This is a genomic window from Fuchsiella alkaliacetigena, from assembly GCF_023227765.1.
Lineage (GTDB): Bacteria > Bacillota > Halanaerobiia > Halobacteroidales > Acetohalobiaceae > Fuchsiella > Fuchsiella alkaliacetigena.
The window spans coordinates 1-21,502 of record NZ_JALKBZ010000042.1 but is presented as its reverse complement, the minus strand read 5'-3'; the positions used below and the strand labels follow the sequence as shown (position 1 = coordinate 21,502).

Genomic DNA, 21,502 nt, shown 5'->3' with positions numbered 1-21,502 from the left:
TAACATTATATATGAGGTTTGGGTATGTGTCATCTTTATATTTAAATCATCTTGTGCATTTAATTATACAATGCACCATTCTACCTACTTAGTAAAAGCATTTTTAAATTCTATTGGATCTAACATAGAGAATACTCTTCCAAAAGTATCTGGAGAAGGTATTCCATTTTCTAATTCTAAAAATTTATTTAACCAGTCCTTTTTTCCTTCGCCAAATGCACTCATTGATTCAAAACTATCGCCACCACAGATCACTGCACAGATCGCTATAACAAGAATCTCCTGTAAATTATACATTTTGCCCCTATCACCTCTAGGATCAGTTACAGAAGAAAAATAATCACCAAGTTTATCCAAATCATTCATTTCTACTCCCCCTTTTTGCTTTTAATTATAGCATCTTAAAGGGAAGAAATTAAATCTATTTTAGAGTTCTTTCTTGCGATTGCCCTGAATTTAGTTGCTAAATCTTTGACAGAAGGGGTAAGTGTTGATATAATTAAATTAAGACAATAATAATTATTAATAAGAGTGGGTGAATTAAAATGTCAGAAGCTAAACCTAAAAGAAGAATGACTAGACAAAGAAAAAAGATATTGGAAGTTTTAAAATCCACTACCTGTCATCCTACTGCTGATTGGATTTACGAACAGGTAAAAAAAGAAATCCCCAATATTAGCTTAGGGACTATCTACAGGAACTTAAATGTTCTTAAAGAAATGGGAAAGATTATGGAACTTAATTATGGTAGTTCACATAGTCGCTTCGATGGAAATCCTGTTCAGCATTATCACTTCACTTGCACTGAATGTGATAATGTTTTAGATATCGAAGAGTCAGTTCATAAAGATATGGATCAGCGAATAGAAGAGGAGCTTGACTGTGAAGTGGACTATCATCGCTTAGAATTTTTTGGTAGATGCCAAGACTGTAAATAGTAGTTTAAAGTTAATAAATATAAATTGGGGTAGTACTGAAGCTTTATTATAAAGCTTCAGTACTTTTTTTATGTTATATTTTAAAAGAATAATTTTTTTTAGGGAAGAGATACTAGAGATAGTGGCTTTAAAGAGCTATTTAAAGGAGGCATATTAATCGATGTCTACGAAGACTATTTCCCAAGAGATTGAAAAGCAAGAGCTAGATTCTGATCAGCAAAGATTTGCTGAACTGGATAAGATAATTGCTGCCAATAAAGGTCAAGCTGGAGTATTGATTAATGTTTTGCATAAGGCGCAACAGCTATACGGTTATTTACCGCGAGAAGTACAGCTTCGAATTGCCGAGAAGCTAGAGGTGCCTTTTAGTAAAGTTTATAGTGTAGTTAGTTTTTATTCTCTTTTTTCTACTGAGTTACAAGGAGAAAAGACTATAGAAGTATGTACCGGAACAGCCTGTTATGTAAAAGGAGCTGCAGATGTAGTTAGCAAGTTGGAATCTGAGCTAGGAATTGCAGCTGGTGATACTACCGAGGATGGTTTATTTACTTTAAAGACTACTCGTTGTGTAGGGGTTTGTAGTTTAGCTCCCGTAATTTTAGTGGAAGATGATGTACACGGGGATATAGAGATAGATAAAACAGCTGAGTTATTGGATAAATATAAGTAGAGGGGGAAGTATAGATGCAAGAGCAGGAGGAGATTTATTCTTTGGAAGACCAAAAAAGAATTGCTTTACGGAACTGCGGGCTAATAGATCCCGAGGAAATAAGAGATTATATTGCTCGAGATGGATATAAAGCTTTAGCTAAAACGGTAAGGAGAAGCTCACCGCCAGAGATAATAGCTGAAGTTAAAAGTTCAGGGCTTAGAGGTAGAGGAGGCGGAGGTTTTCCTACGGGAGTTAAGTGGGAGTTAACTAGAGAAGCTGTTGGAAGGGAAAAGTATGTGATCTGTAATGCAGATGAAGGAGATCCAGGTGCTTTTATGGACAGAAGTTTGTTGGAAGGAGATCCGCATAGTATAGTTGAAGGCTTAACAATTGCTGCTTATGCTGTAGGAGCTCAGCAGGGTTATGTCTATGTGAGAGCTGAATATCCTTTAGCAGTACGGAGATTAGAAAAGGCTATTACTGACGCCAAAGAGTTAGGCTTAATAGGTAAAAATATATTCCGCAGCAATTTTAGTTTTGATTTAGAGGTTAGAGTAGGAGCAGGAGCCTTTGTGTGTGGAGAGGAAACGGCCTTATTAAATTCTGTGCAGGGTGATAGAGGAGATCCCAGAGGCAAGCCACCTTTTCCAGCTACTGAAGGCTTATGGGGACAGCCTACCGTGATCAATAATGTAGAAACCTTAGCTAATATTCCTCAAATTATTTTAAAAGGTGGAGACTGGTATAGTCAATTAGGAACCGCAGATAGCACTGGTACTAAGGTATTTGCTTTAGCAGGTGATGTTTGTAATACAGGTTTGGTTGAGGTACCAATGGGAACTACCTTAAAAGAAATTATTTTTGATTTAGGAGGAGGAATCCCTGACAATAAAGGGTTTAAAGCGGCTCAAACCGGCGGGCCCTCCGGAGGCTGTCTACCTGAGGAACATCTAGATATTCCAATGGAGTATGATACTTTAATAGAAGTAGGTTCGATGATGGGTTCTGGTGGCTTAATTGTAATGGACGAGGAAACCTGCATGGTAGATGTAGCTCGTTTTTATTTAGAGTTTACTCAAGATGAGGCCTGTGGTAAGTGTACTCCAGGCCGGGTTGGAACTAAAAGATTACTGGAGACTTTAAATAAAATTGTAGAAGGACGAGGAGAGGTTGAGGATATAGAAAAATTAAAAGCCTTATCCCGAGACATAAAGAAAACAGCTTTATGTGGTTTAGGTCAGTCTGCTCCTAATCCAATTTTAAGCACTCTCCAGTATTTTGAAGAGGAATATAAAGCTCACGTAATAGATAAGGACTGTCCGGCAGGAGTTTGCGAAGAATTAGTTTAGGTAATAATCAATTGTTGGCTACTGAGGAGGTAAAGTAATAATGGTTAATATAAGAATAGATGGATTAGATATAGAAGTGGAAGTTGGAATAACAGTATTAGAAGCTGCTCAAAAACTAAATATCGATATTCCTACTCTTTGCTATTTAGAGGAATTAAATGAAGTGGGAGCTTGTCGAGTCTGTGTGGTTGAAATAGAAGGGGAGGCTAATTTACAACCTGCTTGTATGTATGAAGTAAGGGAAGGGTTGGAGGTTAGAACTAATACTCCTCAAGTTATTAGGGCCCGCAAAGAAGTAATAGAACTACATTTATCAGACCATCCCTTCGACTGTTTAACCTGTGCTGCTAATCAAAACTGTGAATTACAGTCTTTAGCTAAACAGCACGGAATTCGAGAACTAAAGTATGAGGGAGATAGAAATCAGTTTTACATAGATGATCTTTCTCCAGCTTTAGTTAGAGAGCCTAGCAAATGTATTAGGTGCAGAAGGTGTATTAGTGTTTGTAGTGATATTCAGGAGGTACATATCTACGATGTGATTGAAAGAGGCTTTGATACTGTGGCTGCTCCAGCCTATAACGAAAGCTTAATGGATACTCCTTGTATTACCTGTGGTCAATGTATTATGGTTTGTCCTACCGGAGCTTTGCATGAGCAGGATAACAAAGCAGAGGTATGGGAAGCTTTGGCCGATGAGTCTAAGCACGTAGTAATTCAGACTGCTCCTGCTATTAGAGTTACTATTGGCGAGATGTTTGGTATGGAAATAGGCAGTCTGGTAACAGGTAAGTTAGTAGCTGCTTTAAAAAGAGTAGGCTTTGATAAAGTTTTTGATGACTGCTTTGGAGCCGATGTAGTAGTTTTAGAAGAGGGGCAGGAGTTGATGGAAAGATTAGAGAGTGGAAGAGACTTACCTCAATTTACTTCTTGCTGTCCCGGTTGGGTTAAGTTTTGTGAAACCTTTTATCCTTCTATGCTAGATAACTTATCTAGCTGCAAATCTCCTCAACAGGTCTTTGGAGCCTTAGTTAAGACCTATTATGCAGAACAAGAGGGGATCGATCCTAAAAATATCTTTTCGGTATCTACTATGCCTTGTGTAGCTAAAAAGTATGAAGCTCAACGGCCAGAGATGAATGATAGTGGTCAACGAGATGTGGATGCAGTATTGACTACTAGAGAATTAGGAGAGATGATCAAGGAGATAGGTTTAGACATTAAAAATCTGCCCGATGAAGAGTATGACCAGCCTATGGGCCAGGCCACAGGAGCTGGAGTAATCTTTGGTTCTACCGGAGGAGTTATGGAGGCTTCTTTGCGAACCGTCTATGAAAAACTAACAGGTGAAAGATTGGAAAAGCTAGAACTAAAGGAAATCAGAAGTGATGGCTTTAAAGAAGCAGAAATAGACTTAAAGGATGGTAGAACTATTAAAGCAGCAGTTGCTAGAGGAACAGGTAAGGCTCGCCAGTTAATGGATAAGGTAGTGAGTGGAGAAGCAGACTATGATTTTGTAGAAGTAATGGCCTGTCCAGCCGGAGGATGCGTAGGTGGCGGGGGACAACCCATTTATTCAGGTAGAGATAAATGGAATAGAATGTATGAAGATAGACTGCAAAGAAGTGAAGGACTTTTTAAAGCTGATCGGGAAAAAGAGTGCAGAGTTGCTCATGAAAATCCTGATGTGAAAAAGCTGTATGCTGAGTTTTTAGAAGAGCCGCATAGCGAAAAGTCCCAACAACTGCTACATACTTCTTATCAGGATCGGCAGATGTATACTCATGAAGAACAGTATGCTGAAGAAAGAAAGAGTTAAAATAAAAGAGCTTCAGTCCTGTACAGGACTGAAGCTCTTCATCAAGCACCATAAGAAGTAAATACAATTCTATTTTTTTCTGTAAGCTACTATTTTTAGATAATTATCTTTATAACTGACCTCGGCTTTATCGATCATCATTCCGGCTAAGTATTCATTATCTTCACCGGCTAATTCCCAGTAATACTGGTCTACTTGAGCTTCTCTGGTGATATTTAGAGATTTGCCAAAGCGTTCTATTTTTTCAGCACAGTTACAGTCTACACTATCACAGCCAGTACTTCCTTCGATAGATATTTTGATCATTTCAGCTTCTTTTTCTACTTCGCTTTTGATATGCTTTATACCTAGCTTTAAGCAGAAGTTCATCAGTTCGCTAACTAGTTTAGCTATTTTTTTATTTTCCAACGTTTCTAGTCTCCTTTCTGAAAGCTAAAAGCATAGGAACTAGAATAGCTGCTACTATTCCACCTGAGAAACCATTATTATAGAGATTCATCCCGCCGTGTAAGTAACCTACATTCATTACAATAGCCATATGCAGAAAGCCAGCAATAACTCCAGATTTCCAGCCAAACTCGCCTGCTATGGGAGCTAAAGTAGTACCGAATAGGGCCCCTAATAAGGCTCCAGTTGAGTTTGCATCCCAGATTTGAAAGAAAGAAGCTATATAGACTCCGATTAAAAGTGGGATTATGTTCTTGATATGCTTTCCAAAGGCTCCAAAGCCGACTACAGTAAAGATTCCCGCTAAGATAGGCCCATTTAGCTCTCCGCCTACCAGAAAAATATAGCCAGTGGTAATTACACCTAAGCAGCCCATATTAATTAAGCTAATTCCTAGTCCATTTAAGGTTACGAAGTCTGCTACTAATCTACCAGAATGCTTTAGGATTACTTTATATCCTTTCAAGCTATTATCATTTAGCAAGTATCCTGCTAAGGCCATAGCTACAAATAAGATAATTAAGTAGCTTCCTAAAAGCTGATTATATCCTTCAGCTACAATTGAAGTATCTGGATTTTCTATTCCAAAAGCCCTCAGTAAAGACATGAAAAAAGCACCAGTTAGTCCAGCAGTAAAGCCAATATTATAAAGATTAAAGCCTTGGTGAAATTTAATTACGTGGTTGGCTAAAGCTGGCAGAATAAATCCGGCTGCTATTCCAGCAGTATTTCCTAGAATAATTCCTTGAATAAGAGGTAACTCTAAACCGAAAGTTATCTGGCTTACTAAAGGCCCTAAAGCAGTTCCAAAAAGAGCTACTAAAATAAACTTACCAAACTCCTCTTTTTGGATTCGAGAATAGATATAGACTCCTAGTATAATAGACCACACATTATAGATGTTTTTGCCAAAGAAGGCAAAACCCGCTATGGTTAAAACTGCAGCGATTACTGTGCCGTTAATATTAGCACTACTTAATTTAGTAATTAGAATAGCGCTGAACATCAGTATCCCACTATTAAAGAAGGCGGCACCTAGATTACCGATAGCAATATAGTCAGAAACTAATATACTAGGAGCAGTAGCCAGCTGCTTAATCCCAATTAAGATCTCCTGAGGTGTGTTGAATATAAAAGCAGAAAGTAGAATAATGCTAGCTAAGGCTATGGTTACTAAAAAGTTAATTTCTGCTTTGATATTTACTGCTGTAAATGAGTCTAATAATGTGGCAGCTATTCTGCTTTTTAAACTTTCATTCTTTGATAGATGTTCCTCATGTGTATTTTGGATACTCAAAGCTGTTTCACCTCCCTGACACTCCTATTATTAAATTTTCTGAATATTGAGTTTAATTTCACAATTTTAAATAATCCTTTCACCTCCTTTGATAGTAGTGCTTAACTTTAAATTAAGTATATTACAAATTGTTGATTTGATTATATAAAAGTTAGGGGTGATTGTCAATAATTCGGCCACTCTTAATAATGTTTTTAAGATTAAGAAAATTCTGATTTAAGAAGAGGGTAAGTTAGAATTAGGTAGTAAAGTAATTTTTATGGATAAATAGGAAGGAAAATAGACTGAGAAAGAAGAATAAAAAAAGAACCCCCCTGTTATTATCAGGATTAAATGAATTTGCATTCACTTCTTATGGTGCCTGATAATGCTTGCATAATGCAGCAGGGGGGTTAAAGCAATTTATTTTATTTTACTTTATTATCTTATTTTAGCTTACGCTTCTTCTGCTGCATCTTCAGGGCCGTGTACTAATTCCATAAATTCGTTTACATCGGCTGGAATCTTTCCATCGACTAAAGAAACAACTATATTAACAATAAAGGCTAACGGTAAACTGATAATTGCTGGATTTTCATACTGCAACCAAGCTGGGAATGCATCAGCAAAGAAAATCAGAATGTTTGAGCTGAGTAATCCGACAATCATTCCCCAGAGTGCTCCGCTAGCAGTAGCTTTCTTCCACCAGATACCTAAAGCTAAGACCGGGAAGAAGGTACTAGCTGCTACCGTAAAGGCTAATCCAACTAAGATAGCCACCTGTCCACCTTCAGCTACCAGTCCAATAATGATTATAGATACTCCTAATAAGATAGTAACTATCTTACCAGTTTTTACCTGCTCTTCCTCAGTAGCATCAGGATTGAAGAGACTAGTATACAGGTCGTGAGCTACAGCAGAAGTCAAAGTAATTAATAAACCACTGATTGTAGCTAAGATAGCTGCTACGGCTCCGGCTATAGTAATTCCTAACAAAGCTTCACCGCCGTAGTAATCACCCATAATCGGGACCACTAAGTTTTGGCCTCCTTCTACTAACGATTCTGCCATGCGCGGTGTTAAGTTGCTACCGTGTTCGATCATTATATAACGACCTACATTACCAACATAAGGTGCGAGGATATAGAAACAACCGATTAAAAGTAAGACCACCATTACTGACCACTTGGCCTTTTCTCCAGTCGGGTTAGTATAGAATCTAGCCAAGATATGCGGTAAACCAGCAGTACCAAAGCAGAGACCAATTAATAAGGACATAGTATCTGCAAAGCCTATCCATTGTCCTGGCTGAGTAAAGCTAGCCCCGTTAAATGTTTCTTCTAGTCCACCTGGTAAACCAAAGGTTCCTTCAGCAGCAGCTAGACTATCTAAAATATTAGCATATCCAGCGCCGCGCCCAAAGGCTAGAGCAGCTAGGATAAACATAGCACTAAGTAAAACCCAAGACTGTACCACCTGGTTTAGAGTTGTACCCTTCATACCACCAAAGGCTACATAAAGAGTAATTACAACTCCAGAGCCGATAACTCCCCAAGTGTATGGTATTCCTAAAAGCAGGTTCAGTACGTCACCTGCTCCTACCATTTGCGCTGAAGAATAGAATAAAGAAATAGCAATAACACAGATAATTCCGACTACTCTACCTCTCTTAGAATGGAAACGAGCGGCTACAAAGTCAGGAATCGTATACTGTCCGAACTTCTTTAATGGACTAGCAATAAAGGTTAATAGTAATACGAAACCGATGAAGAAACCATAAGCATAGAGTACTCCATCGTAACCATGAATAAAGGTTGCTCCAGCTACTCCTAAAAATGAAGCAGCACTTAAATAGTTACCAGTAATAGCAGAGGCGTTCTGAAAAACGCTAACCCCAGCATCGGCTATATAGTAGTCTGAACTTGTTCTAGTTAGTCTAGTAGCAAAGATAGTTACTCCAATAGAAAAGATAACCATAGCTGCTACTAGAATAACTGCAAGAATCGGTATTTGTTGTTCCATTTATGCTCCCCCCTCTACAGTTTCTTGTTGCTGTTTTTCTCTAAGTACTTGACCTAACTCTTCTTGTTCCATCTTGTTGGACTTCTTAATATAAAGATAAGATGTAATCCAGATAAATGGATAAATAGCAATAGCAGTTAAGAAGTAATCTAATTCAAAACCAAAAACTATAGTACTCATAAATCCGGGTGCAAACTCATTTAAAACCGGAATTAAAAACGTTATAAACAAAACTATAAATGAAACTGAAAAACTAAACTTAAACTGCTTTTTAATTAACTTATCTACGATTGGACTTTCCGGTATTTCGTCAGCGGTAATATACTCTTTTTTATAAAGCGCTTCGTTTTCTTTTGAGCTAGACATAAATTACTCACTCCTTTTCAATTATTTTACCTATCGACCCAGACTGGAATTTCAGAAGATTTAATAACTCCTTCAGCTACACTACCTAAAGTAATTCGGGCTAAACCTGTTCTACCTGACTCACCCATTACAATTAAGTCCATGTCGTTCTCTTGAGCGTACTTTATTATCTGTTTAGTTACTCCGCCCGTAAGAACCTCTGTTTCTACCTGGACCCCATTTTTTTCGCCAAACTTTTTGGCTACTGTGATTCCAGCTTGATTAGGATGGACTCCTAACTCAACCTGCTCTGTTAAGTTTTCTTCGGGTAGCTGTGCTTCATCTGCTCCAGTGTCGACAAATACAGCGTGTACTTTAGCTTCAACTAACTTAGCTAAGCCGATAGCAGTTTTAGTTGCTTTAATACTGTGTTTGGAGCCATCTGTAGCTAATAGTATCTTATCCAACTCCAAGTCCAAAACTGTAATATCGTCTTCGCTAAGCTCCATGGCAGTATGATCTACCATATTTTCGCCTCCTTTAAGCCAAATAACTGACTTAAGTTACTATAAAAGCCTAGAAACGACAAAACTAATGAAACTAATCACCTCCTTCTTGGTAGAATTAGTATAGCCTATATAGCTATTATGGCGCATAACTTCATTACCAACTCTAAATATGAGTGTTAATTAGACTGTGATTACTAAAAATTATATAGTATATATTGGGTGATGTCAAGAATTTTCTGAAAATTTTAAGTATTGATTTTTTTGTGTTTTTTTACACTAGTTAAGCAATTGTGATAACTGTTTTTATTAGTATTTAATTAGGCCTTTTAAAGCATCTATTCAATCTTATGTCGGGAAATAAGTAAAAATGTGCAGGAATTGAATTAATCTATTTAGAACTATAAAAAATAACTACTTTAATAAGTAAGGTCTTTAAATAATTTTAATTGGGGTGATATATATAATGGTATATGAAGTTAAATTGAATACTAATTCTAAAACAGAGCTATTAGATATAACTGAAGAGGTAGTTAAAATAGTTAAACAGGCTGAAATAGAAGAGGGATTTTGTGTTCTGTTTGTACCACATACTACTGCTGGAATTACTATCAATGAAAATGTTGATTCTAGTGTTACTAAGGATATGACAATGGAAATGGAAAGAATTATTCCTTTTCGCGAAGATTATAAACACTTAGAGGGTAATTCTGCTGCTCATGTTAAGTCTACTCTAGTAGGCGTTTCCGAAAGATTAATTATTGATTCTGGGCGGCTGTTATTAGGAACTTGGCAAGGGATATTCTTTTGTGAGTTCGATGGTCCTAGAGAAAGAAAAGTAAAGGTTAAGTTATCATCAGTTTAATTTGAAGGAGAAGGAGGAAAAGGATGTTAGTAGACTACCATGTACATGCTATAGGTCATAATGAAGGAGATCATTCTTTAGCAAATTTACGCCAATTTGCTATTCAAGCTCAAAAGAAGGAAATTAAAGAGTTAGGTATTGCTGATCATAATAGATACTATCGGGACTTTAATTTTGAAAATATTAAGCTGTTAGATGAAGAGTTTGCAGAACTTCAGTTTAAGTTAGGGATTGAGATGGACTATACTCCTGGTGAAGAAAAGGAGATAGCTCAGTTTTTAGATCGTTTTCCCTTAGACTTTGTAATCGGTTCTATACATTATCTTGGTGATTGGATGTTTGATCATCCCGATTATATAGAAAGATATAAGCAGTGGGATATTGATAAATTATATGCTGAATATTTTAAGTATGTTGTGCAAGCGGCTGAAGCAGGACTGTTTGATATTATCGGTCATTTGGATTTGATCAAGGTGTTTGATTATCATCCTCAAGCTGAGGTATTGGAGTATGCTGAGACTGCTTTGCAGGCAATTGCTAAGGCAGGACTCTGTATTGAGATTAATACTAATGGGCTCAATAAGCCGGTGGAGGAAGTTTATCCTAGTTATGAACTATTGACTAGGGCTTACCAGTTAGAGATTCCAGTAACCTTAAGCTCAGATGCTCATATTCCCCAAAGAGTTGGGGAAAAACTAAGTGAAATGCGAGAGTTAATTAAGAAAATAGGCTATACAGAGATAGCTACTTTTAATAATAGAGAACAAGAATTAATTAGTATTTAGAAAGTTAATTGTTGACGGAGGGGTTGGATTAAATAAATGGTTGCTAAGTTGGAGTCGAGAGAAGATTTGCGTAATATTGCGATTGTTGCTCATGTTGATCACGGTAAGACTACTTTAGTTGATGGAATGTTAAAGCAGAGCGGACTATTTCACCAACAGAAAGAATTACAGGAAAGATTGATGGATACTAATGACTTAGAAAGAGAAAAAGGGATTACTATTTTATCTAAAAATACTGCCCTAAAGTATGAAGGGGTGAAGATTAATATAGTTGATACTCCGGGTCATGCCGACTTTGGAGGAGAGGTTGAAAGAATTTTAAAGATGGTAGAGGGAGTCTTGTTAATAGTAGATGCTTGGGAGGGTCCGATGCCCCAGACCAAGTTTGTATTGCGCAAGGCATTGGATTTAGGTTTAAAGCCGATAGTAGTGATTAATAAGATAGACCGACAGCAGCATAGAGCTTACGAGGTAGTAGATGAAGTGTTAGACTTATTTATCGAGCTGGGAGCTGATGAAGAGCAGTTGGAGTTTCCGGTGCTCTATGCTTCGGCGCTAGAAGGATTTGCTGTTGAGGAACCAGAAGAGGAAAATGATGATTTGCAGCCGCTTTTGGCAAAGATTGTGGAGGAGATCCCCCCACCTCAGGGTAGTTTGACGGCTCCCTTCCAGATGTTGGTAACGAGTATTGAGTATAGTGATTATATGGGTAGATTAGCTTTGGGCAGAGTGACTCGAGGTCAGTTAAGTACTGGAACTCAAGTGGCTATCTGTAAAGAGGGAGGAGAGACTGTTTCAGCTGAAATAAGTGGTCTGTATAGATATTTAGGTTTGGAAAAGGTAGAAGTAGAAGAGGTTAAGGCTGGTGAGATAGTAGCTATTGCCGGCTTAGAAGAGGTGGAAATTGGTCAAACAGTGGCTGATTTGGAAAAACCAGAAGCGCTACCCTTTATGGAAATTGAAAAACCTACCGTAAGAATGACCTTTACTACTAATGACAGTCCTTTAGCTGGTCAAGAAGGAGATTATTTGACTTCCCGCTATCTACGTCGGAGGCTACTTAAAGAGCTGGAAAGCAATGTAGCCTTGGAGGTAGAGGAGACCGATAGTCCTGATACCTGGCGAGTAGCAGGTAGAGGTAGTTTGCATTTAGCAATTTTGATTGAGACTATGCGGCGAGAAGGTTATGAGTTTCAGGTTTCTAAACCGGAGGTAATTATGAAAGAAGAGCAGGGCCAGCAGTTGGAGCCTATTGAAGAGTTGATAGTTGATATTTCCGAAGAGCTGATGGGGAAGGTGATTGAGGAGGTAGGACAGCGCAAAGGTGAGATGCAAAATATGGAGCAGCTCAGCGATGAAAGAATGCGCTTGCAGTTTGAGATACCGGCTCGTGGTTTGATCGGTTTGCGAACTGAACTGTTGAGTTTAACTAAAGGAGAGGCTGTGCTCAACCATACTTTCTCCCATTATGCTCCTTATAAAGGAGATTTACCTAGACGAAGCCATGGCTCTTTAGTGGCAGCTAGTGCAGGTAAAGCAACTCGCTTTGGAATAGATAATGCTCAAGAACGAGGAACTATTTTTGTTGAAGTAGGAACTAAGGTTTATAAAGGGATGATTGTAGGAGCTAATAATCGCGAGAACGATTTAGATATTAATATCTGTAAGGAGAAAGAGTTAACTAATATCCGTTCGGTGATTAGTGATGATGCGATGCAGATAACTCCTCCTAAAAAGATGAATTTAGATGAGTCGCTAGAGTATATTGCTGAAGATGAGTATGTAGAGGTGACACCGGAGAATATTCGACTTAGAAAGAAGATCTTGAATCAGAAGCAGCGAATTAGGGCTCAAAAAAATGATTAAGATATCTATTTTGCATTACTTACTAAAATGCTGCATATAAATAGAGCAGAAATGGTAATTAATAAAGAAAGTATGATAATCTAATTTATTTTTATTTTAAAGAAGGAAAAGGGACTATTGTTAATGAAATTAGCTTTTGAATGTTGAAATTATCATGCATTAATTTCAAATAATTCTTTGAAGGAGGAAGGAAATGTATTTAACGGATAGGGTTAAGGGAATCGATACTTCACCGACTTTAGCAATTACATCTAAGGCTCAAGAGCTGAGTAGAAAAGGAGTTGAAATTATTAACTTAGGGGCGGGAGAGCCCGATTTTAATACTCCTGAGCATATTAAAGAAGCAGCTATTGAGGCTATTAAAAATAACTTTACTAATTATACAACTAGCTCTGGAATTAGAGAGTTAAAAGAGGCTATCTGTGAAAAATTAAAAGTGGAGAATGGAGTTGAATATGAAATAGAAGAGATTATAGTTTCCTCAGGAGCTAAGCATTCTCTTTATAATACTATTCAAGCTATTTGTGGCAGTGGAGATGAAGTTATTCTTCCGGCTCCTTATTGGGTTAGTTATCCTCAACAGATAAAATTAGCTGGTGGAAAGACAGTAGTGCTGGAAACTGAAGAGAAAAATGAGTTTAAGTTAAAGGCTGAAGACTTAGCAGCACAGATTAATGACCGGACTAGGGCTTTGATCTTAAATACTCCGGCCAATCCTACTGGAGCTCTATATACTGAAGATGAGCTACGCAGTATTGCCCAGGTAGCTGTGGAAAAGGGGATCTATATTATTGCTGATGAAATTTATGAAAATATATATTATGATCAAAAACCAGTTAGTATTAGTAGTTTTGGGCCCGAAATTAAAGAATTAACTATCTTAATTAATGGGGTCTCCAAATGTTACTCCATGACTGGCTGGCGCATCGGTTATGCAGCCGCTAATAAGGATCTAGTAGCGGCTATGTCCAGACTGCAGAGCCATAGCACTTCTAATCCTAATTCAATTGCTCAGAAGGCTAGTGTAGTTGCTTTAACAGGAGAACAAAAGGCAGTGGCGTTAATGCGGAACACCTTCAAGGAACGCCGAGACTATATTGTAGAGCGGATTAAAGATATTAACGGCCTATCTTCTATAAATCCCCAGGGAGCTTTTTATCTTTTTGTTAATGCTACTGAATTAATTGGTAGTCAAATAGCAGGAGTTAAGGTTAATAACGATCATCAATTAGTTGAGCTATTACTTACAGAAGCTAAGGTAGCTGTAGTGCCTGGTTCGGCTTTTGGCTTTCCCGGTTACTTAAGACTGTCTTATGCTAGTTCTAAGGAGGAGTTAACTGCTGCTTTAGATAGTATAGCTGAGCTTTTAAATTAATCTTCTTGTTTGGTGGCTTCGACTTTAAGTACTGTTTCTTCTTGTAAAATAAGCCAGATTAGATTTATTAAATAGTTATTTTCTTCGATTACTATAGTTCGTTGGTCGACTGTATTAGCAACTAAAGTGCCGTCAACTTCACTGATTTGGCGGCCAATTATATTTTCTAATAGTTGATAAAGCTTAGCTTCTAACTGTTGATTGATATATTTATCCTCTTCACTTTCAATGGCTACCTGCACTCTTTGTACTACGCGCCAGTTTTGATCGGCCAGGCTTTCTTCTAGGCGCTGTAGTTCAGTCTGTTGGTTGTCAATTTTTTTATTTAATTCTGTATTTTCATAGATTAGTTGGTCTATCTGTTTAGCTGTAATTAGGTTGACAATTAAGGCTCCTAAAAGTAATCCGAATAAAAAGGCGGCCAGGAGGCGGAACAGTTCTGATTTAGTTAAGCTTAAAAAGGTAATCTGCATTTTATCTGCCTCCGGTAAGAACGGTAATAATCCAGATTCCTAGCTGAGCGCCTAAGAAGGCTACTACTATAATGATTAACTGTTTAGCTACTAAGTTAAGCTTACCTTCTAAAAAGCTTCCTTCTAGTACTCTGAGATTGGAAAAGGTACCGCCGATGGCAGTGGCTACGGCCCATAGTTTAATATCTTGGGTTAAATCTAGCATCACCTTAACTGGTGACTGCCTGCTAAAAATAGCCCCGACACTGCCAATTAAGGCCCCGCCTAACATTACCCCTAGAGAAGTAAAGAAGACTATACTTATTTTTTGCATAATATCACCTGCTTAGTAGTTAATAATATATTTATTTATAGCTACTTTTAGGACTAATTATTGAAAATTATTATCTGTTTATCTAGGTTACTATTTGCTGTAAAGCAGGAATTTAGGGTAAATAGCTTGAATTAATATAAATATGTATCTTTTTAGGCCGTCCTAGATAATAATATGGTAGCAGTAGTTAATAGATAACACATTGTTGGTAAATAATAGTTATAATGACAGAATTATGAGGAGGGCCAGCGGTGAGTGATTTTGTTCACCTGCACGTTCATACAGAATATAGCTTACTGGATGGGGCAGCTAAAATTGAAGAGTTAATCAATAGGGCTGTGGAGTTGGAGATGCCGGCTATAGCTATTACTGACCATGGAAATATGTACGGTGCTATCGAGTTTTATCGGCAGGCTAAAGCAGCAGGGATTAAACCGATTATTGGAGCTGAGGTTTATGTAGCTGCTGGAGACCGGCGTCAGCGAAACCCTAAAAGAGATCGCCAACCTTATCATTTAACTTTATTAGCTGCCAATAATCAAGGTTATCAAAACCTTTTAAAACTAGTTTCTTTAGCTTATTTGGAAGGCTTTTACTATAAACCTCGCGTTGACGAAGAGTTATTAAGAGAGTATCACCAAGGCTTGATCTGTTTAAGTGGCTGCTTAACCGGCAAGGTAGCTAAAAAGATTTTAGCTGGAGAAGAGGAGCAGGCTAAAAAGACTATCAAGCAGTATCAAGAGGTGTTTGGAGCAGATAATTTCTATTTAGAGTTACAGGATCAGGGTTTGCGGAAAGAGAAGGTGGTTAATAGCTCTTTATTGGATTTTAGTCAACAGTTAGATGTACCTGTGGTGGCTACTAATGATGTTCACTATCTTTATCAAGAGGATGCTCAGGTACACGATGTGTTGTTATGTATTCAGACTGGCAAGAACTTAGCTGATGAGGATCGTTTAGAATTTTCTAGTGATCAGTTTTATTTTAAAAGTGCTGAGGAGATGAAGGAGCAGTTTGCTCAAATACCTGCGGCGGTGGAGAATACTCTCCGGATTGCTGAGCGCTGTCAGGTGGAGCTTAGCTTTGATCAGCTTTATTTGCCGGAGTATGAGCTGGAGCAGGAAAAAGATTTAGATGAATACTTACGTCAATTAGTTTGGAATAAGGCTCAAGAGAGGTATGGAGAGTTAAGTGCTGAGATTGAAGAACGATTGGATTATGAATTAGATATTATTAATAGTATGGACTATGCTGCTTACTTTTTAATTGTGTGGGACTTTGTGGAGTATGCTAAAAAGAAGGGAATTATGGTAGGGCCCGGTCGCGGGAGTGCGGCGGGTAGTTTAGTTTCCTATGTATTAGGTATTACCGATATAGATCCTTTGGAGCACGGCTTGATCTTTGAAAGATTTCTTAATCCGGCCCGGGTTAGTATGCCCGATATAGATATAGATTTTTGTTATCGTCGGCGTGATGAAGTAATCAACTATGTAACTGAGAAGTATGGTCAGGATAGAGTGGCGCAGATTATTACTTTTGGAACTATGGCTGCTCGAGCGGTAATTAGAGATGTAGGTAGGGTCTTGGATCTATCCTACGGAGAAGTAGATAGAATAGCTAAGTTAATTCCCGCTGCTGCTGATTTGGAGGAAGCTTTGGAGTCTTCGCCTGAATTGAGTGAAGCTTATGCAGAAGATTTGCAAATTAAAAGGTTGGTGGACTATGCGCGTCGATTGGAAGGTTTACCGCGCCATGCTTCTACTCACGCAGCTGGAGTAGTAATTTCTAAGGAGGAGTTAACGGAGTATACTCCGTTGCAACAGAGTAAAGGTGAGGTTACTACTCAGTATTCTATGGAGTGCTTGGAGAAAATTGGCCTATTAAAGATGGATTTTTTAGGTTTGAGAACTTTAACAGTGATTAATGATGCTTTAAGTTTAATCAAAAAGCTGCATGGGGAAGAAGTTAAGCTGGATCAGCTACCTTTGGATGATCAAGCTACCTATGAACTATTGCAGACCGGTAATACTGAGGGTATATTTCAGATTGAATCTAATCTTTTTCAGCGTTTGATTAAAGATTTAGAGCCGAGAAAATTTGAGGATTTAATTGCTTTATTAGCTTTAGGTAGGCCGGGCCCTTTAGGCAGCGGAATGGTAGATGACTTTATTAGCCGCCGTCACGGTGAAGCTGAGATTGAGTATCCTCATGCTGATTTAGAAGCAGTTTTAAAGGAAACTTACGGAGTTATTGTTTATCAGGAGCAGGTAATGAAAATCGCTAATGAGATAGCTGGCTATAGTTTGGGTGAGGCCGATATTTTACGGCGGGGTATGGGTAAGAAAAAACCGGAACTTCTCAAAGAGCATCGCCAAAAGTTTATTAAGGGGGCCCAGCAAAAAGGGTATAGTAAGGAGTTAGCAGTAGAGCTTTTTGATTTAATGGAGTATTTTGGAGGTTATGGTTTTAATAAGTCTCATAGCGCAGCTTATGCCTTAGTTTCTTATCAAACGGCCTATCTTAAAGAGCATTATCCAGTAGAGTTTATGGCTGCTTTATTGAATAGTGTAATGGGGAATAGCGATAAGGTAGCTCGTTATATTGAAGAGTGTAGAAGAATGGATATTAAAGTTCTGCCGCCGGATATAAATGAAAGTCAATCGAACTTTACAGTATTAGGAGAGCGAATTAGATTTGGTCTAGAAGCAGTGAAGAATGTAGGTCAGAAAGCTATTGAAGAGATAGTTACTGCTCGTCAGCAAGCTCCTTATGAGTCTTTAGTTGATTTTTGTGAAAGAGTATCTTTAAGCAAGGTGAATCAACGAGTGGTGGAGAGTTTAATCAAGGCGGGAGCTTTTGATTCTCTAGGAGCTTATCGTTCGCAGTTGCTTTCAATTTTGGATAGGGCCTATGAGCAGTATCGGCAAATAGAGAAGGAAAAGCTCAATGGTCAGCAGTCCTTTGGTGATTTCTTTGGTGAGGATGAATTTACAACTGTTGAAAGTTTAGAGCTACCTAATAAAGCTGAGTATAGTACAGAACAGTTATTGGCTATGGAGAAGGAATACTTAGGACTTTATGTTTCAGCCCATCCCTTAGATAGATATGCTTCTTATTTAGAGGCCTATCAAACTGTGTCCACTTTAGAATTAGCAGCAGTAGATGATGGTGAAGAACTGGTTTTTGCAGGCTTGATTAGCAATTGTAAAGAAATTAAGACTAAGCAGGGTAGACGAATGGCTTTTTTAGAGCTTGAAGATAAGTATGGTACTTTGGAAGTAGTAGTTTTTCCTGATACTTATCAAAAATACTATGAACTGCTGACTGTTAATCAACTAGTTTTAATTAAAGGAGAGCTGCAAAGGGATGAAAATCAGCAACAGTTGATTGCTAAAAGCTTAAAAAGTTTAGAGAAAGCAAAGTTTTATTTAAAGCTGAGTTCAGATATAGATTCAAAGGAGCTACAGAGGTTAGCAGTTTTGCTAAAAGATTCACCGGGAGAGGTAGAAGTTTATATAGTGCTTGAAATAGAGCAGGATAGGGTGCTTTTGTCAACGGCAGACTGCTTTACAGTAGAGATTAATCAGCAATTAAAAGCTGAATTGCAGGGGCTGTCGGGAGTTGAAGACTTTGTTTTTGCTTAAACTTAGAATAGAAAAGGAGTGGAGATTTAATGAAAGAGCTAGTTATTGAATTGTTAAATAAACGAGGAGTTACCGTAGAACCTATTGCTGAAATTGCTTATGATTTACAGGTGCCTTATAATCCGGAGTTGACTTTAGAGGATTGTATAATTGGAGTAGAGGAGGTATTGGGCAAAAGAGATGTTCAGTATGCTATTTTAACTGGGATAGCTTTGGATAAATTGGCTGAAAATGGAGCTTTAGATGAACCTTTGGCTTCAATTATTAAAAGTGATGAACCTTTGTATGGAATAGATGAAAGCTTAGCTATGGCTATAGCGAATATTTACGGGACTATTGGTGTTACTAGCTTTGGTTATTTAGATAAAAAGAAGGTGGGACTTATTAAAAAGTTAGATAATGACTTACAAAAGGGACGAGTAAATACCTTTTTAGATGATATTGTAGCGGGAGTTGCTTCGGCTGCTTCGGCAAAGTTAGCTTATCAAGCAGAAGAGGGTCGGTCGAAAAACGAAAAAGAAGCTTTATAGATAGGAAGTTATTTAATGCCTAGATAGGAGGGAGAGATTTGAAAGGGAATCAAACTAAGTATTATAAAGTTATTGCTACAGTAGGGGGAACTCTGAGCTATAAGTTAAGAGAGGCCTTTGCTGATTTAGATTTACATTATTCTGTAAAAGTAATTAAAAGCCCTGAAGGAAGAAAGGTAGAGTTTGCGGTGATTGTTCAAAAAAGGGCCCTAGATAAGACTATGGAGATTATCAAAGAGATCTGTTTAGATCCTATAATCAGTATTTTGCCAGTGACTGAGTTTAAAGACCAAGAAGAAGTGCGAGAGATTAGAAAAGTTACTCTTTCGGAAGGAGCTAGTGTAAGCTCTTTGGCTGAGCTTTATGATGGAGTATTTTTGGATAAGGGTAGTCGAGTAGTAGGAAATGCTATGTTGCACGAAGAGGTAAAAGTGGGCAAAAATACCTTTGTAGGTACGGGAGTAATCATTAGAACAAAGACTACTATTGGTGATGACTGTCATATAGGTACCGGGGCTATTATCGGTGATAATGTGGAGATTGGCAATAATGTCAATATTGAAGAAAATGTAACTATCAGAAGTAATGTGACTATTGGTAGTAATGTTTCTATTGGCACTGCAGCTAATCTGGAAAGCAATGTTACTATTAAAAATAAGATTAGGATTGCTCCTTTAGCTAGAATCTTCAATGTGGGCCGTAAACGAGCTGAGTTGGAGTCACCTACTGATCGAAAGGTGATTTCTACAGTTATAGATGAAGGTACTTATATTGGTAGTGGAGCTATAGTAGGTGGTACAGTAGGTAAAAATGTAATGGTTGGTTCTAATGCTATAGTTCATACGGCTAATATAGAGTCTAAAGTAACTATTGGTTCTGGAGCTGTAGTTCCTTTTGGGGGTGAGGTAAAAGAAGGCTTGACAGTAATTGGCTCTCCAGCTAAACCCATTCAAGAGTATAAACAGGAAAAAAAGCTCTTAGCTTATCTTAAAGAAAAGTATCAGCAAGAGCTAGAATAGAAGAGCTTTGTGCAGTCTTGACAGTTATTATAATAGTTGCTATAATGAGGCCAGCTTAATTAATCTTCATCAAAACTAGATAAAGGGTATTTTATTCTGTCTTCGAGCTATATTAAGTTGTTATAGCCGTTAGGGGTTAAAGGGTTTAACCCTCCCATTAGTGGAAAGAAGAGAGAAAGCTAGGACCAGTATGTCTGCTTTCTGTCAGGTATGGTGGTCTTTTTTTACCGAACTTAGCCGAGAAAGCCTCGCCTATGTTAATGGGCGGGGATGAATCGGTTATTTTAATTTTAAATCGACTTGAAAATTAAAATTAGTTAATATGTTTCTTGAATACGAACCCCTTTTATGATATAATATTGTTAACAATTAGTATTAAGGGGTTTTAACTGATGAATACCTATAAAAGTACAAGACATGCAAAGTTTCTTTTGAACTATCATTTCGTATGGATTCCTAAATATAGAAAGGAAATTTTGGATAATAAAGAGATAAAAAAGATAATAATAAATACTATTGATGAACTGGCTATCGAGCATAGTTTTGAAGTACTATCTATAGAAATAATGTCTGAGCATATACATCTTTTTCTATCGGCACTTCCCAGATATTCTCCTAGTAAATTAATGAATATCATCAAAGGAACTACTGGCAGGAGAATATCAAAACAGTTTCCAGAGTTAAATATCAAAGGTTCAGTATGGACTAGAGCTTATTTTGTTGCTACCGCAGGGAGTGTTAGTTCAGAGACTATCCAACATTATATTGAAAAGCAAGGTGATTAATTATGCAAATAACTTATGTTTTAGAGTTATTAAAACCAACAAAACGAAAAGAGAGTATATTTTTTAATAATATTGCAGAAGTAGTTAAAAATCGCCAATCTATTGCTGATAAACTTAAAGCAGGAGAAACTAAATTGAGCTCTGCTGATTTTAAGGAGCATAATCTACCCTCTGCTGTTAAAAATCAAAATATTAGAGAAGTAAAAGTTCTATTTAGACTCTTTGAAAAATCAGACTCTAAAAAAGACAACATAGATTTCAATAAAAACCAGCCCATTTGCTATAATAACCAGAACTATAAAATAGACGGTCATATAATCTCAATACCTCTTTATACTAGCAAGTGTCAAAGATTTGCTTTTCCTGTTAAGCAGACTAAAAGATTTAAAGAACTACAAGAACATATTGAAAATGGATCTAAGTTAGGTAAAGCCAGTCTTTTTTATAAAAGAGGTAAATGGTACTTTGCTGTAAGTGTTGATCTACCACAAGA

At 37.5% G+C, this 21,502-nt stretch carries 19 protein-coding genes and 2 pseudogenes; 13 read left to right on the top strand and 8 right to left on the bottom strand.

Translation table 11 applies throughout. The features are described 5' to 3' along the window. Positions 1-84: 84 nt before the first annotated feature. On the bottom strand, positions 85-366 hold the full coding sequence (locus tag MWH30_RS10895; protein ID WP_248664114.1) for an ISAs1 family transposase: 282 nt from the start codon (positions 364-366) through the stop codon (positions 85-87). A gap of 179 nt (positions 367-545) precedes the next feature. On the opposite strand from MWH30_RS10895, the gene MWH30_RS10890 reads away from it, so the two are divergent. The 4 genes and pseudogenes from MWH30_RS10890 to MWH30_RS10875 all read left to right on the top strand — a co-directional run bounded on the left by MWH30_RS10890 (position 546) and on the right by MWH30_RS10875 (position 4,758). Beyond that, positions 546-938: a Fur family transcriptional regulator gene (locus MWH30_RS10890; protein WP_248664113.1), complete on the top strand. Its 393-nt coding sequence runs from the start codon at positions 546-548 to the stop codon at positions 936-938. A gap of 160 nt (positions 939-1,098) precedes the next feature. Further along, positions 1,099-1,608 carry an NADH-quinone oxidoreductase subunit NuoE family protein gene (locus MWH30_RS10885; RefSeq protein WP_248664112.1) on the top strand — a complete coding sequence of 170 codons (510 nt, stop codon included), beginning with the start codon at positions 1,099-1,101 and terminating at the stop codon, positions 1,606-1,608. 26 nt (positions 1,609-1,634) lie between these two features. Then, positions 1,635-2,936: pseudogene (locus MWH30_RS10880) on the top strand (complex I 51 kDa subunit family protein); the annotation flags it as partial. A 43-nt stretch (positions 2,937-2,979) separates the two neighbouring features. Beyond that, on the top strand, positions 2,980-4,758 hold the full coding sequence (locus MWH30_RS10875; RefSeq protein WP_248664111.1) for an NADH-dependent [FeFe] hydrogenase, group A6: 1,779 nt from the start codon (positions 2,980-2,982) through the stop codon (positions 4,756-4,758). 69 nt (positions 4,759-4,827) lie between these two features. Here MWH30_RS10875 and MWH30_RS10870 read toward each other — a convergent pair whose 3' ends face one another. The 5 genes from MWH30_RS10870 to MWH30_RS10850 all read right to left on the bottom strand — a co-directional run bounded on the left by MWH30_RS10870 (position 4,828) and on the right by MWH30_RS10850 (position 9,375). Next, complete coding sequence (locus tag MWH30_RS10870) at positions 4,828-5,166, bottom strand: hypothetical protein (protein ID WP_248664110.1); 339 nt, start codon at positions 5,164-5,166, stop codon at positions 4,828-4,830. Then, on the bottom strand, positions 5,156-6,502 hold the full coding sequence (locus MWH30_RS10865; protein ID WP_248664109.1) for a DUF1576 domain-containing protein: 1,347 nt from the start codon (positions 6,500-6,502) through the stop codon (positions 5,156-5,158). Before MWH30_RS10865 ends, MWH30_RS10870 begins: the two co-directional genes overlap by 11 nt. 435 nt (positions 6,503-6,937) lie before the next feature. Next, the gene (locus MWH30_RS10860) at positions 6,938-8,503 is read right to left on the bottom strand and encodes a solute symporter family protein (RefSeq protein ID WP_248664108.1); all 1,566 of its coding nucleotides are present in this window, start codon (positions 8,501-8,503) and stop codon (positions 6,938-6,940) included. Beyond that, positions 8,504-8,869: a DUF485 domain-containing protein gene (locus MWH30_RS10855; protein ID WP_248664107.1), complete on the bottom strand. Its 366-nt coding sequence runs from the start codon at positions 8,867-8,869 to the stop codon at positions 8,504-8,506. It abuts the gene before it with no gap. Positions 8,870-8,895: 26 nt separating this feature from the next. Further along, a complete protein-coding gene (locus MWH30_RS10850; protein ID WP_248664106.1) occupies positions 8,896-9,375 on the bottom strand; it encodes a universal stress protein in 480 nt (159 codons plus the stop codon). A 445-nt stretch (positions 9,376-9,820) separates the two neighbouring features. On the opposite strand from MWH30_RS10850, the gene MWH30_RS10845 reads away from it, so the two are divergent. The 4 genes from MWH30_RS10845 (at position 9,821) to MWH30_RS10830 (ending at position 14,245) form a co-directional block, all read left to right on the top strand. Continuing rightward, positions 9,821-10,219, top strand: coding sequence for a secondary thiamine-phosphate synthase enzyme YjbQ (locus tag MWH30_RS10845; RefSeq protein ID WP_248664105.1), 399 nt, complete (start codon positions 9,821-9,823; stop codon positions 10,217-10,219). A 23-nt stretch (positions 10,220-10,242) separates the two neighbouring features. Beyond that, on the top strand, positions 10,243-11,004 hold the full coding sequence (locus tag MWH30_RS10840) for a histidinol-phosphatase HisJ family protein (RefSeq protein ID WP_248664104.1): 762 nt from the start codon (positions 10,243-10,245) through the stop codon (positions 11,002-11,004). 36 nt (positions 11,005-11,040) lie between these two features. Beyond that, positions 11,041-12,870: a translational GTPase TypA gene (gene typA / locus MWH30_RS10835; RefSeq protein ID WP_248664103.1), complete on the top strand. Its 1,830-nt coding sequence runs from the start codon at positions 11,041-11,043 to the stop codon at positions 12,868-12,870. A gap of 193 nt (positions 12,871-13,063) precedes the next feature. Beyond that, positions 13,064-14,245, top strand: a complete 1,182-nt coding sequence (locus tag MWH30_RS10830; RefSeq protein WP_248664102.1) for a pyridoxal phosphate-dependent aminotransferase — start codon at positions 13,064-13,066, stop codon at positions 14,243-14,245. On the opposite strand, the gene MWH30_RS10825 is transcribed toward MWH30_RS10830, so the two are convergent. Next, positions 14,242-14,718: a sporulation membrane protein YtrI gene (locus tag MWH30_RS10825; protein ID WP_248664101.1), complete on the bottom strand. Its 477-nt coding sequence runs from the start codon at positions 14,716-14,718 to the stop codon at positions 14,242-14,244. The two genes, MWH30_RS10830 and MWH30_RS10825, sit on opposite strands and share 4 nt — an antisense overlap. Position 14,719: 1 nt before the next feature. Further along, a complete protein-coding gene (locus tag MWH30_RS10820) occupies positions 14,720-15,031 on the bottom strand; it encodes a YtrH family sporulation protein (protein ID WP_248664100.1) in 312 nt (103 codons plus the stop codon). 251 nt (positions 15,032-15,282) lie between these two features. Between MWH30_RS10820 and MWH30_RS10815 the strand changes: the two genes are divergently transcribed. From MWH30_RS10815 to MWH30_RS10795, 5 genes and pseudogenes are all read left to right on the top strand, one after another. Then, positions 15,283-18,675 (top strand): DNA polymerase III subunit alpha, encoded by a 3,393-nt coding sequence (locus MWH30_RS10815; protein ID WP_248664099.1) that lies wholly within the window; start codon positions 15,283-15,285, stop codon positions 18,673-18,675. 29 nt (positions 18,676-18,704) lie between these two features. Next, complete coding sequence (locus MWH30_RS10810) at positions 18,705-19,205, top strand: phosphatidylglycerophosphatase A family protein (RefSeq protein ID WP_248664098.1); 501 nt, start codon at positions 18,705-18,707, stop codon at positions 19,203-19,205. Between the two features lie 38 nt (positions 19,206-19,243). Continuing rightward, positions 19,244-20,224 carry a DapH/DapD/GlmU-related protein gene (locus MWH30_RS10805; protein WP_248664097.1) on the top strand — a complete coding sequence of 327 codons (981 nt, stop codon included), beginning with the start codon at positions 19,244-19,246 and terminating at the stop codon, positions 20,222-20,224. 392 nt (positions 20,225-20,616) lie between these two features. Further along, a complete protein-coding gene (gene tnpA, locus MWH30_RS10800) occupies positions 20,617-21,009 on the top strand; it encodes an IS200/IS605 family transposase (RefSeq protein ID WP_248664096.1) in 393 nt (130 codons plus the stop codon). 2 nt (positions 21,010-21,011) lie between these two features. Next, a pseudogene (locus MWH30_RS10795) lies at positions 21,012-21,502 on the top strand (RNA-guided endonuclease InsQ/TnpB family protein); the annotation flags it as partial.

Excerpts from the sequence above, each read along its gene's own strand:
- MWH30_RS10875 (WP_248664111.1), top strand. The coding sequence starts at position 2,980 with ATGGTTAATATAAGAATAGATGGATTAGATATAGAAGTGGAAGTTGGA.
- MWH30_RS10885 (WP_248664112.1), top strand. The coding sequence starts at position 1,099 with ATGTCTACGAAGACTATTTCCCAAGAGATTGAAAAGCAAGAGCTAGAT.
- MWH30_RS10890 (WP_248664113.1), top strand. The coding sequence starts at position 546 with ATGTCAGAAGCTAAACCTAAAAGAAGAATGACTAGACAAAGAAAAAAG.
- MWH30_RS10860 (WP_248664108.1), bottom strand. The coding sequence starts at position 8,503 with ATGGAACAACAAATACCGATTCTTGCAGTTATTCTAGTAGCAGCTATG.
- typA (WP_248664103.1), top strand. The coding sequence starts at position 11,041 with ATGGTTGCTAAGTTGGAGTCGAGAGAAGATTTGCGTAATATTGCGATT.
- MWH30_RS10855 (WP_248664107.1), bottom strand. The coding sequence starts at position 8,869 with ATGTCTAGCTCAAAAGAAAACGAAGCGCTTTATAAAAAAGAGTATATT.
- MWH30_RS10840 (WP_248664104.1), top strand. The coding sequence starts at position 10,243 with ATGTTAGTAGACTACCATGTACATGCTATAGGTCATAATGAAGGAGAT.
- MWH30_RS10810 (WP_248664098.1), top strand. The coding sequence starts at position 18,705 with ATGAAAGAGCTAGTTATTGAATTGTTAAATAAACGAGGAGTTACCGTA.
- MWH30_RS10820 (WP_248664100.1), bottom strand. The coding sequence starts at position 15,031 with ATGCAAAAAATAAGTATAGTCTTCTTTACTTCTCTAGGGGTAATGTTA.
- MWH30_RS10825 (WP_248664101.1), bottom strand. The coding sequence starts at position 14,718 with ATGCAGATTACCTTTTTAAGCTTAACTAAATCAGAACTGTTCCGCCTC.
- MWH30_RS10850 (WP_248664106.1), bottom strand. The coding sequence starts at position 9,375 with ATGGTAGATCATACTGCCATGGAGCTTAGCGAAGACGATATTACAGTT.
- MWH30_RS10895 (WP_248664114.1), bottom strand. The coding sequence starts at position 366 with ATGAATGATTTGGATAAACTTGGTGATTATTTTTCTTCTGTAACTGAT.
- MWH30_RS10845 (WP_248664105.1), top strand. The coding sequence starts at position 9,821 with ATGGTATATGAAGTTAAATTGAATACTAATTCTAAAACAGAGCTATTA.
- MWH30_RS10830 (WP_248664102.1), top strand. The coding sequence starts at position 13,064 with ATGTATTTAACGGATAGGGTTAAGGGAATCGATACTTCACCGACTTTA.
- tnpA (WP_248664096.1), top strand. The coding sequence starts at position 20,617 with ATGAATACCTATAAAAGTACAAGACATGCAAAGTTTCTTTTGAACTAT.